This is a genomic window from Rhodopseudomonas faecalis (genome assembly GCF_003217325.1).
Classification (GTDB): domain Bacteria; phylum Pseudomonadota; class Alphaproteobacteria; order Rhizobiales; family Xanthobacteraceae; genus Rhodopseudomonas; species Rhodopseudomonas faecalis.
The window spans coordinates 1-11,050 of record NZ_QJTI01000041.1 but is presented as its reverse complement, the minus strand read 5'-3'; the positions used below and the strand labels follow the sequence as shown (position 1 = coordinate 11,050).

5 protein-coding genes, 2 pseudogenes and 1 riboswitch are annotated in these 11,050 nt (G+C 65.0%); of the genes and pseudogenes, 2 read left to right on the top strand and 5 right to left on the bottom strand.

The genetic code is table 11. The annotated features are described in order from the left end of the window. Nucleotides 1–384: 384 nt before the first annotated feature. The 3 genes from gcvP to gcvT all read right to left on the bottom strand — a co-directional run bounded on the left by gcvP (nucleotide 385) and on the right by gcvT (nucleotide 5,096). On the bottom strand, nucleotides 385–3,270 hold the full coding sequence (gcvP, locus tag BJ122_RS18555) for an aminomethyl-transferring glycine dehydrogenase (protein ID WP_110782775.1): 2,886 nt from the start codon (nucleotides 3,268–3,270) through the stop codon (nucleotides 385–387). Between the two features lie 296 nt (nucleotides 3,271–3,566). After that, complete coding sequence (gene gcvH, locus BJ122_RS18550; RefSeq protein WP_103012557.1) at nucleotides 3,567–3,932, bottom strand: glycine cleavage system protein GcvH; 366 nt, start codon at nucleotides 3,930–3,932, stop codon at nucleotides 3,567–3,569. Nucleotides 3,933–3,941: 9 nt separating this feature from the next. Beyond that, entirely contained in the window at nucleotides 3,942–5,096 is a 1,155-nt protein-coding gene (gcvT, locus tag BJ122_RS18545; protein WP_110782773.1) for a glycine cleavage system aminomethyltransferase GcvT, read from the bottom strand. A gap of 136 nt (nucleotides 5,097–5,232) precedes the next feature. Beyond that, nucleotides 5,233–5,323, bottom strand: a riboswitch (glycine riboswitch). Between the two features lie 208 nt (nucleotides 5,324–5,531). Here gcvT and alaS point away from each other — a divergent pair. After that, nucleotides 5,532–8,201 (top strand): alanine--tRNA ligase, encoded by a 2,670-nt coding sequence (gene alaS, locus BJ122_RS18540; protein ID WP_110782774.1) that lies wholly within the window; start codon nucleotides 5,532–5,534, stop codon nucleotides 8,199–8,201. 258 nt (nucleotides 8,202–8,459) lie between these two features. Here alaS and BJ122_RS18535 read toward each other — a convergent pair whose 3' ends face one another. Next, nucleotides 8,460–10,235, bottom strand: a complete 1,776-nt coding sequence (locus BJ122_RS18535) for a cation:proton antiporter domain-containing protein (RefSeq protein ID WP_110782772.1) — start codon at nucleotides 10,233–10,235, stop codon at nucleotides 8,460–8,462. 235 nt (nucleotides 10,236–10,470) lie between these two features. Between BJ122_RS18535 and BJ122_RS18530 the strand changes: the two are divergent. Beyond that, a pseudogene (locus tag BJ122_RS18530) lies at nucleotides 10,471–10,656 on the top strand (NAD-binding protein); the annotation flags it as partial. A gap of 218 nt (nucleotides 10,657–10,874) precedes the next feature. Here the strand turns inward: BJ122_RS18530 and BJ122_RS19720 are convergent. Further along, nucleotides 10,875–11,050 (bottom strand): annotated as a pseudogene (locus BJ122_RS19720) (IS481 family transposase); the annotation flags it as partial.

The following is an 11,050-nucleotide window of genomic DNA, read 5'->3' as shown; positions in this document are numbered from 1 at the left end:
CGAAACGGCATGGAACGCCTCCCCAAAAAGAGCCATTCCAGCCATTGTGATGTGTCCGCTATGTCCCTGAACACCCGTCAGGGATGTCCCCGGGCCAAACACTTGTCGCGGGCATCCACGTCTTGAAAGCGGCGCAAGATCAAAGACGTGGATGGCCGGGCCGGCGCCCGGCCATGACATGCGGATGGGTTGGTATCAATTTCCGTTGATATAAGACGGTCGCGGCCTCCGCAGTGTGATAGCGCTGCCGCTGGGGGCATGGTTGGCCTCAAGCGGCGGCGCAGATCAGCGGTCGCACACGTCTCTTCGCGTCTTCGCGCGCTATCCGCCGCGACACCAGCGGCAAGCGCGGGCATCGCGGCTCAATCGCGGCAGCGCCGAATATCACTCCGCCGCCAGAGCGTAGTCCTCGATCGGCGGGCACGAACAGACCAGATTGCGGTCGCCATAGACATTGTCGATGCGGCCGACCGGGCACCAATATTTGTCGTGGCGCGCGGTGCCGGCCGGGAAACAGCCGACAGCGCGGCTATAGGGCCGGCGCCATTGTTCCTCGACCAGATCGTGCACGGTATGCGGCGCAAAGCGCAGCGGTGATTCCTCGGCCTTCCAGCGGCCATTCTCGATCTCGGCGATTTCGCGCCGGATCGCGATCATGGCGTCGCAGAACCGATCGAGCTCGGCCTTCGATTCCGACTCGGTCGGCTCGATCATCAGCGTGCCCGCCACCGGGAAACTCATGGTCGGGGCGTGGAAGCCGTAATCGATCAGCCGCTTGGCGATGTCATCGACCGTGATGCCGGTGCTGTTCTTGAGCGCGCGCGGATCGATGATGCATTCATGCGCCACCCGGCCGCGCTCGCTGCGATATAGCACCGGGAAATGCGGATCGAGCCGCTGCGCCACGTAGTTGGCATTCAGGATCGCCACTTCGGTGGCGCGGCGCAGCCCGTCGCCGCCCATCAGCAGAATGTAGATGTAGGAGATGGTCAGGATCGAGGCTGAGCCATAGGGCGCCGCCGCCACCGTGCCGCCGCCATGGGTAAAACCATCAGGCCCGGTGTCATCGCAGCACGGATGGCCCGGCAGGAACGGCGCGAGATGCGCCTTGACGCCGATCGGGCCCATGCCGGGGCCGCCGCCGCCATGCGGGATCGCGAAGGTCTTGTGCAGATTGAGGTGGCTGACATCGGCGCCGAAATCACCGGGCCGGGCCAGGCCGACCTGGGCGTTGAGATTGGCGCCGTCGAGATACACCTGGCCGCCATGGGCGTGCACGATCTCGCAGATTTCGCGGATGTGCTCCTCGAACACGCCATGGGTCGAGGGATAGGTGATCATCACCGCGGCGAGATTGGCCGAGTGCTGTTCGGCCTTGGCGCGCAGATCGTCGACATCGACGTCGCCGCGCTCATTGCAGGCCACCACCACCACATCCATGCCGGCCATCGCGGCCGAGGCCGGATTGGTGCCGTGCGCGGAGGAGGGGATCAGGCAGATCTTGCGATGCGGCTCGCCGCGCGCGCGGTGATAACCGCGGATCGTCAGCAGTCCGGCATATTCGCCCTGCGCGCCGGAATTCGGCTGCAGCGAGATCGCGTCATAGCCGGTGATCTGCGTCAGCCAGGTTTCCAGCCGATCGAACAGCGCGTGATAGCCCTCGGCTTGTTCCGGCGGCGCAAACGGATGCAGCTGCGCAAAGCCGGCCCAGGTCAGCGGCATCATTTCCGTGGTGCCGTTCAGCTTCATGGTGCAGGAGCCGAGCGGGATCATGGCGCGGTCGAGCGCGAGATCGCGGTCCGACAGCTTGCGCATGTAGCGCAGCAGCTCGGTCTCGGAGCGATAGAGGTGGAACACCTCCTGGGTGAGGTAGCTCGAGGTGCGCTTCAGCGTCGGATGCACGGTGTCGCGCAGCGCCGGCTCTATCTCGGCGTAGCTGAGCGTGCCGCCGAACGCGCGCCACACCGCTTCAATGAGTTTTGGCGTAGTGGTCTCGTCGAGCGAAATGCCGAGCGTGCCATCGCCGATCCGGAAATTGATCTTGGCCTCGCGCGCGCGCGCCACGATCGCGTCCTGCTGATCGCCAACCTCAATGGTTAGCGTATCGAAGAACGCTTCGTTGCGCGGCGCAAAGCCGAGCTTGCGCAGCCCGGCCGCCAGCACCGCTGTGCGGCGGTGAATGGCGCGCGCGATCGCCGCTAAGCCTTCAGGGCCGTGATAGACCGCATACATCGAGGCCAGCACCGCCAGCAGCACCTGCGCGGTGCAGATGTTGGAAGTGGCCTTTTCGCGGCGGATATGCTGTTCGCGAGTCTGCAGCGCCAGCCGGTAAGCGGGCTGGCCGTGGCAATCGATCGACTGGCCGACGATGCGGCCGGGCAGCGCGCGCTTCAAACTGTCGCGCACCGCCATATAGCCGGCGTGCGGGCCGCCATAGCCCATCGGCACGCCAAAACGCTGCGCCGAGCCGATCGCGATATCGGCGCCAAGATCGCCGGGCGAGGCGATCAGCGTCAGCGCGAGCAGATCGGCGGCGACCACCGCCAGCCCGCCCTTGGCGTGTAGCGCGGCGATGGTCGGGCGTGGATCGCGCAAGGCGCCGGACGATCCGGGATATTGCAGCAGCGCGCCGAACACATCGGCCTGCGGCAGATCGGTGACCGGGTCGCCGACGATGATCTGCCAGCCGAGCGGCTCGGCGCGGGTGCGCAGCACCGCCAGCGTCTGCGGATGAACGTCGTGATCGACAAAGAACGCCTTGGTCTTTTTCTGCACCGAGCGTTCCGCCAAGGCCATCGCTTCGGCGGCGGCGGTTGCTTCGTCGAGCAACGAGGCGTTGGCGATGTCGAGCCCGGTCAGGTCGCAGATCATGGTCTGGAAGTTGAACAGCGCTTCCAGCCGGCCCTGGCTGATCTCGGGCTGATAGGGCGTATAGGCCGTGTACCAGGCGGGATTTTCCAAAATATTGCGCTGGATCACGGTCGGCATGATCGTGCCGTAGTAGCCTTGACCAATCAGCGAGGTGAACACTTGGTTGCGCGACGCAAGTTCGCTCATGTGTTCGAGCGCTTCAGTTTCGGAGAGCGGCGCTCCGACATCGAGCGGGGCACGCTGCCGGATCGCGGCCGGCAGCGTATCGTCCATCAGCGCTTCCAGACTGTCCGCTCCCACCGTGCGCAGCATGGCGCGGATGTCTTGCGGCGACGGCCCGATATGGCGGCGAACGAAGCCGTTCGCGAGGTCATCGATCGGGCGGCGGGGCGGATGCATTGCGGTCTCCTGGTCGTCAGTGGGCACGAAGCCCGCTAAAAAGGCAGTCGCTAGATCACTGGTCGCTGATCAGCATTCGCCATTAGCGATCGCTGCTCAGGTGGTCGCGAGATCAGTGGCCACAAGATCACTGGTCACAGGATCAGTGGTGACAAAATCAGTCGTCTCACCGTCATTGCGAGGCGGCGAAGCCGACGAAGCAATCCAGGAAAAACCAGCCCAGGATCAGTGCGCCGGACTGTGGATGGCTTCGCTTGCCTCGCAGTGACGAACTCAATTGTTAGTCGGGCGACCTATCAGGCGGTGTGCGCCGCATAGGCCGCTTCGTCCATCAACCCGTCCAATTCAGCTTTGTCGGCGATCTTCAGCTTGAAGAACCACGCCGCGCCGCCGGCATCGGTGTTGACCTGCGCCGGGTCGGTCTGCAGCGTGTCATTGACCTCGACCACTTCGCCGGTGATCGGCGCATAGACGTCCGAGGCGGCCTTCACCGATTCCACGACGGCGGCGGCTTCCGCCTTCTTCAATTGCCGGCCGATCTTCGGCAGTTCGACGAACACCACATCGCCGAGCTGCGATTGGGCGTAGTCGGTGACGCCAATGGTGGCGATGTCGCCCTCGACGCGGATCCATTCGTGGTCGGGGGTAAACAGGGTCGTCATGTCAAAGCCTCAACGCTGGTAGCTGGGAGAAACGAAAGTCGGCGAGCCGATCTTGATCGGCAGTCGCTGGCCGCGAACTTCGGCGAACACCACACCGCCGCGCGCCGCGATCGCGGCGGGCAGATAGCCCATCGCGACCGGGCCGCCGACGCTCGGTCCAAAACCGCCGGACGACACCTGGCCGATCGGCTCGGCGGCGTCGGCTTCGGCATAGATCTGCGCGCCTTCGCGCACCGGGGCGCGGCCTTCCGGTTTCAGGCCGACCCGGCTGCGCGGCGCGCCATGGTCGAGCTGATCGAGAATCACCGCAGCACCGGCAAAGCCGCCGGGCCGCGCGCCGCCGTGGCGCCGGCTTTTCTGGATCGACCAGGCCAGCGACGCTTCCACCGGGGTGGTGCTGGTGTCGATGTCATGGCCATACAGGCACAGCCCGGCTTCCAGCCGCAGGCTGTCGCGGGCGCCAAGCCCGATCGGCAGCACCTCGGCCTGATCGAGCAGCGCGGTCGCCAGTTGTTCGGCGGCGCTGGCCGGCACCGAGATTTCAAAGCCGTCCTCGCCGGTATAGCCGGAGCGCGACACAAAGCAGTCCAGCCCCATCACCGGCAGCGGCTTGGAATCCATAAAGCGCAACGACGCGGCCTCGGCGCAGAACCGGCCCAGCACCGCCGCTGCCTGCGGGCCCTGCAGCGCCAGCAGCGCGCGGTCGGCCAGCACCTCGATCTCGCAGGCGTCGCTGAGCGCGGCGCGCAGATGGGCCTCGTCCTCGGCCTTGCAGGCAGCATTGACCACCAGGAACAGATGGTCTGCAAAATTGCTGACCATCAGATCGTCCAAAATGCCGCCCTGGTCATTGGTGAACTGGGCATAGCGCTGCCGGTGCGGCGCCAGCGCCAAAATGTCCTGCGGCACCAGCCGCTCAAGCGCGCTGGCGGCGTCGGCGAGCGTGCCGGATTTCGGGCGCAGCGCGATCTGGCCCATATGGGAGACGTCAAACAGCCCAGCGGCGGCGCGGGTATGGAGATGCTCTTTGAGCACGCCGGTCGCGAATTGCACTGGCATGTCGTAGCCGGCAAATGGTACCATTTTGCCGCCGCGCGCCACATGCAGCGCATGCAACGGCGTGCGTTTCAAGGGAGGGGTCGGTTGATCGTCACGCGCAAGCATTTTTGGCCCTCTGGGGGTCGCGAGAACGATTTCTCGTCGCCCATAGAGCCCCATCTGTCGCTGTGCCTGAGAGTATTATCCCGTCGGCGGACCTGCTGGCGGTTGCAGCCGCCGGGCAGGGCTCTTTCCAGATGTATTGCATCGCGCGGTCCGTTTGCCTGAGAGTTTCCGGGGCGGTTGCTCCTTCGGCGCCGGCCTTGCGGCCGATCTCTCCCGACGCGACTTAGTCTTAAGAAGTAGGAGGGAAACACGGCCAGCGCAAGACTGTCAACGCACCGAGGAACGCTATCAACGGGTCTTCTTGAAGCGGAAGCAACCCTCTGATCCCTGTCCACTTTCTGGACAGCGGCACACCTCGCCGCTACAAGCGTGGCCCAGGGAAGATCGGCGCTGCCGACTGCGGCAGACGATTCATGATGATGCGATTGGATGGACATGAGCGGCGTTAACGAGATCAGGTCGGCGTTTCTGAATTATTTCGCCAAGCACGGCCACGAGGTCGTGCCATCATCGCCGCTGGTGCCGCGCAACGACCCCACCTTGATGTTCACCAATGCCGGCATGGTGCAGTTCAAGAACGTGTTCACCGGCGTCGAGAAGCGCGCCGAGCCGCGCGCGGTGACCTCGCAGAAATGCGTGCGCGCTGGCGGTAAGCACAACGACCTCGACAATGTCGGCTACACCGCGCGCCATCACACCTTCTTCGAGATGCTCGGCAACTTCTCGTTCGGTGATTACTTCAAGGAACTGGCGATCGAGCTCGCGTGGAATCTGATCACCAAGGAATACGGGCTGCCGAAAGAGCGGCTGCTGGTCACGGTGTTCTCCGAGGACGATGAAGCGTTCGGCCTCTGGAAGAAGATCGCCGGGCTGCCGGAATCGAAGATCATCCGGATTCCGACCTCCGACAATTTCTGGCAGATGGGCGACACCGGCCCGTGCGGCCCGTGCTCGGAAATCTTCTTCGACCATGGCGACCACATTTTCGGCGGCCCGCCCGGCTCGCTCGAAGAAGATGGCGACCGCTTCATCGAGATCTGGAATCTGGTGTTCATGCAGTTCGACCAGGTCGCGCCGGGCACCCGCAACCCGCTGCCGAAGCCGTCGATCGACACCGGCATGGGTCTGGAGCGCATCGCCGCGGTGCTGCAGGGCAAGCACGACAATTACGACATCGACCTGTTCCAGGCGCTGATCCGCGCCATTGCCGATCTCACCGGCGCCGATCCGCTCGGCGAGCAGAAGGCCTCGCTGCGGGTGATCGCCGACCACCTGCGCGCTTCGTCGTTCCTGATCGCCGATGGCGTGCTGCCCTCCAATGAAGGCCGCGGCTATGTGCTGCGCCGGATCATGCGCCGCGCCATGCGCCATGCGCAGTTGCTCGGCGCCCGCGAGCCGTTGATGTGGCGTCTGGTGTGGGCGCTGGTGCGCGAGATGGGCCAGGCCTATCCGGAGCTGGTGCGCGCCGAAAATCTGATCGAAGAAACCTTGCGGCTGGAAGAGACCCGGTTCCGCAAGACGCTGGAGCGCGGCCTGGCGATTCTCGACGAAAAGAGCAGCAGCCTGAAGAAGGGCGACATGTTCGACGGCGAGACCGCGTTCACGCTGTACGACACCTATGGCTTCCCGCTCGACCTGACGCAGGACGCGCTGCGCAACCGCGGCATCGGCGTCGATATCTCCTCGTTCACCGACGCCATGGACCGGCAGCGGGCTAAGGCGCGCGCCTCCTGGGCCGGCTCCGGCGAAGCGGCGACCGAAACCGTGTGGTTCGGGCTGCGTGAAAAGCTCGGCGCCACCGAATTCCTCGGCTACGAGACCGAGAGCGCCGAGGGCGTGGTTGCGGCGCTGGTCAAGGACGGCGCCGAGGTCGATCAGCTCAAGGCCGGCGACAGCGGCGCGATCGTGATGAACCAGACGCCGTTTTATGCCGAATCCGGCGGTCAGGTCGGCGACACCGGCGTGATCTTCGCCGATGGCATCCGGTTCCGCGTCACCGAGACGCATAAGAAGGCTGGCGACCTGTTCGTGCATTTCGGCACGGTGGAGCAGGGCGCGATCAAGCTGAACGACGCGCTGGCGCTCGAGGTCGATCATGGCCGGCGCAGCGCGATCCGCGCCAATCACTCGGCGACCCATCTGCTGCACGAGGCGCTGCGCCAGGTGCTCGGCGATCACATCGCGCAAAAGGGCTCGCTGGTGGCGCCCGACCGGCTGCGCTTCGACTTCATGCATCCCAAGCCGATGACGCCGGAAGAAGTGCGCCGCGTCGAGGACATCGCCAACGAGGTGGTGCTGGAGAACAACGAAGTCACCACCCGGCTGATGGCGGTCGATGACGCCCGCAACGCCGGCGCGCGCGCGCTGTTCGGCGAAAAATACGGCGACGAAGTGCGCGTCGTGGTGATGGGCAGCGGCGCGCGGGAGCGCGGCGGCAATTCGCTCGGCTGGTCGGTCGAGCTGTGCGGCGGCACTCACGTCAAGCGCACCGGCGATATCGGCCTGATCTCGGTGACCAGCGAAAGCGCGGTCGCCTCCGGCGTGCGCCGTATTGAGGCGTTGACCGGCCATCAGGCCCGCCAGAATGCCAATACCATGATCGAAACCGCGCGCGTTGCCGCGGCTGAACTGCGCACCTCGGTCGAGGATATGCCGGCGCGCATCACGGCGCTGCTCGACGAGCGCAAGAAGCTCGAGCGCGACCTCGCCGACGCCCGCAAGAAGCTGGCGATGGGCGGTGGCGGTGCCGCGGCCAATGGCGCCTCTGATGTGCGCGAGGTCGGCGGCGTCAAGCTGATGGCCCGCGCGGTCGAAGGCGTCGAGATCAAGGATCTCAAGAGCCTGGTCGATCAGGGCAAGAAGCAGATCGGCTCGGGCGTGATCGCACTGGTCGCCACCAGCGAGGACGGCAAGGGTTCGATCGTGGTCGGCGTTACGCCCGATCTGGTGTCGCGGTTCTCGGCGGTCGATCTGGTGCGCAAGGCGTCGGAAGTGCTCGGCGGCAAGGGCGGCGGCGGCAAGCCGGATATGGCCCAGGCCGGTGGCCCGGATGGCGCCAAGGCCGGCGCGGCGCTGGAAGCGATCGCCGCGGCGATCGCCGGCTGAGGTGCCGACGATCACGACCAACGGCCGTTAAATGTGATCCGTCGTGCCCGCGCTTGTCGCGGGCATCCACGTCTTGAAAGCGCCGCAAGATCAAAGACGTGGATGGCCGGGACGGAGCCCGGCCATGACGCGTAGTAGGTTGGTATCACTGGCCACTGGCAATACGTACGCGGCGCAGCGCGCCTCGTCACGCAAACAGCAAAAGGGCGAGGCCGGCATCAGCCAGTCTCGCCCTTTTTGTTTGGTCAGTGTTCGCGCTTAGTCGGTGATCACGCCTTCGCGTAGCGGCTTTTTGCGCAAATCGCGTTCGTCGTGGATGATCGCCACCACCTTGCCGACCGGCACGCCCAAGGTTTGCAACACTGTGCTGGCGATTTCGAAACTCGCCTCCAGCACCTCGCGCACCACCTCATTGGCGCCGAGCGCGAACAGCCGCACCGCATGCTGCGCGTCGCGCGCGCGGACGATCACCGGCACATCGGCGCGCTCGGCACGGATCGCGGCCACCGAATATTCGGCGGCGATCGGGTCGTGCATGGTCACCACCACCGCGGGCGCTTCGGCGAGCCCGCATTTGCGCAGGAAGGCGCGCAGCGTGGCGTCGCCATAGACCAGGTCGCGGCCGGCCTTGCGGCCCTTGGCGACGATGTCGGGGTCGCGTTCGATCACGATGAACGGCTTGTTCTGCTTGCTGAGGATGTCGCAGATGATGCGGCCGACCCGGCCATAGCCGATCACGATGGTGCGCCCGGGTTCGATCGGGCCGGGTTCGTCATAGCCGTGGTTGATGGCCGCGGCACGCCGCGCCCGCACCCCGGCATGGGCGCCGAGCTTGGCCAAGAACGGCGTCAGGAACATGGTGCCTGATGCCACCAGCAGCATGAACTGTTCGACGTCCGGCTTCAGCAGGCCGCTGTTGCCGGCCATGCTCAGCACCAGAAAGGCGAATTCGCCGCCGCCCGCAAGCAGCAGGCCGGCTTCGATCGACACCGGCAGCGACAGCTTGAACAGCCGCGCCAGCACCACCACCACCAGCGCCTTCAGCATGGTCATGCCGACGATCGAGGCCACCAGCATCACCGGCGCGCGCGACACTTCGGCCAGATCGATGCGCATGCCGACCGAGATGAAGAACAGCCCGAGCAGCATGCCCTTGAACGGTTCGATATCGACTTCGACCTGGCGGCGGAACTCGGTCTCCGATAGCAGCAGCCCGGCCAGGAACGCGCCGAGCGCCATCGACATGCCGGCGACATGGGTCAGCAGCGAGATGCCGACCACGGTGAACAGCACCGTGGCCATGAACAATTCGCGCTGATGGGTGCGCGCCACCAGCCGGAACAAGGGCCGCAGGATCAGCCGGCCAAAGCCGATGATCAGCGCCACCGCGGCGCCGGCTTGCACCAGCGCGAGGCCAAGCCCGGCCGACACCGCGGCGGCGGTGACCTTGCCGGTGCCGCCCTCGGCGACCGCATTACCAAACACCACGATCAGGAACAGGATCGGCACCACCGCGAGGTCCTGCGCCAGCAGCACCGAGAAGATCGAACGGCCGGCCACCGAGGTCAGCCGCTTCTGCTCGGCCAGCAGTTGCAGCACGATCGCGGTCGAGGACAGCGCCAGACAGGCGCCGATCACCAAACTGGCGTCGAGCGGGTTGCCGAACGCCAGCGTCACGGCGCTGATCGCTGCGGTGGTGACGACCACCTGCAACATGCCAAAACCGAACACCATGCGCCGCATGGTCCATAGCCGGTCGAACGACAGGTGCAGGCCGATAGTGAACAGCAGAAACGCGACGCCGAATTCGGCGAGCCGGTCCACGGCATCCTGGGAGGTGATGGCGATCACGCTGAGCCATGACCAGTCATCCTGCAGCCGGCCGAGACTATAGGGGCCGAGCACCAGACCGGCGACCAGGAAGCCCAGCACCGGGCTGATGCGCAATCTGGCCATCAGCGGAATGATCACTCCCGCCGTGCCGAGGAACACCAGTGTTTCGCGATAAATTCCAGGATCGGTTGCCGCCGCCATAAGACCTCTCAGACGTGCCGCGTTGTTGCCTAGGGGCGTGCAAAGCTGACAGTGTTGAAACAAACGCCGCGTGAATGTGCAGGCTGGGCGGTATCTATCGATATCACCCGGGGTCATGCCCATCGGAAATTGCTTGGTGCGGCGATTGGTCCCCTTTGCGCGAAGCGGCTTGAGCCTGGATTATCGCGGAAAAGGGTTGCAAGGAACATAATACACCGCTGATTTCGACGATTGTGATGCGTTCGAGGGCGGCCAGATCGTCTCCAAGGCGCGGACGCTCAATCCCAAACTGCCGATCATCGCCCGCGCTCATTCCGATGAAGAGGTCGCCCATCTGCGCAGCCTGGGCGCCGACGTCGTGATCATGGGAGAGGAGGAAATCGCCAAGGCGATGATCACCCGGATCGGCGTGCCGGGCTGATTGCGGAACAACACGCAGCAGATCGATCAACAAAAAAGGCGCGGATTGCTCCGCGCCTTTTGCAGTTTGTTGGCTTTGAACTTTGGCTTGCAGCCTTGGCGTTACTGACTTCCAGCCTTGGCTACCAACCTCTCCGCACGTCATGGCCGGGCCTCGTCCCGGCCATCCACGTCTTTGATGCTGAACCAGCTTTAAGACGTCATGCCCGCGACAAGTGTTTAGCCCGGGGACATGTCGGACACCTGTTCGGGGACATCACTGACACTTTTGGGCGTGGTCAAGTCGATCGTTGCGACTGACCACGATCCGAAGAAGATTCCATAGCGACCGTCCTGGTCGAGCGGCCGCACGGCGAGGCGTTCACCGCGCAAGGCGCGTGGCACCTGCCAGAGGC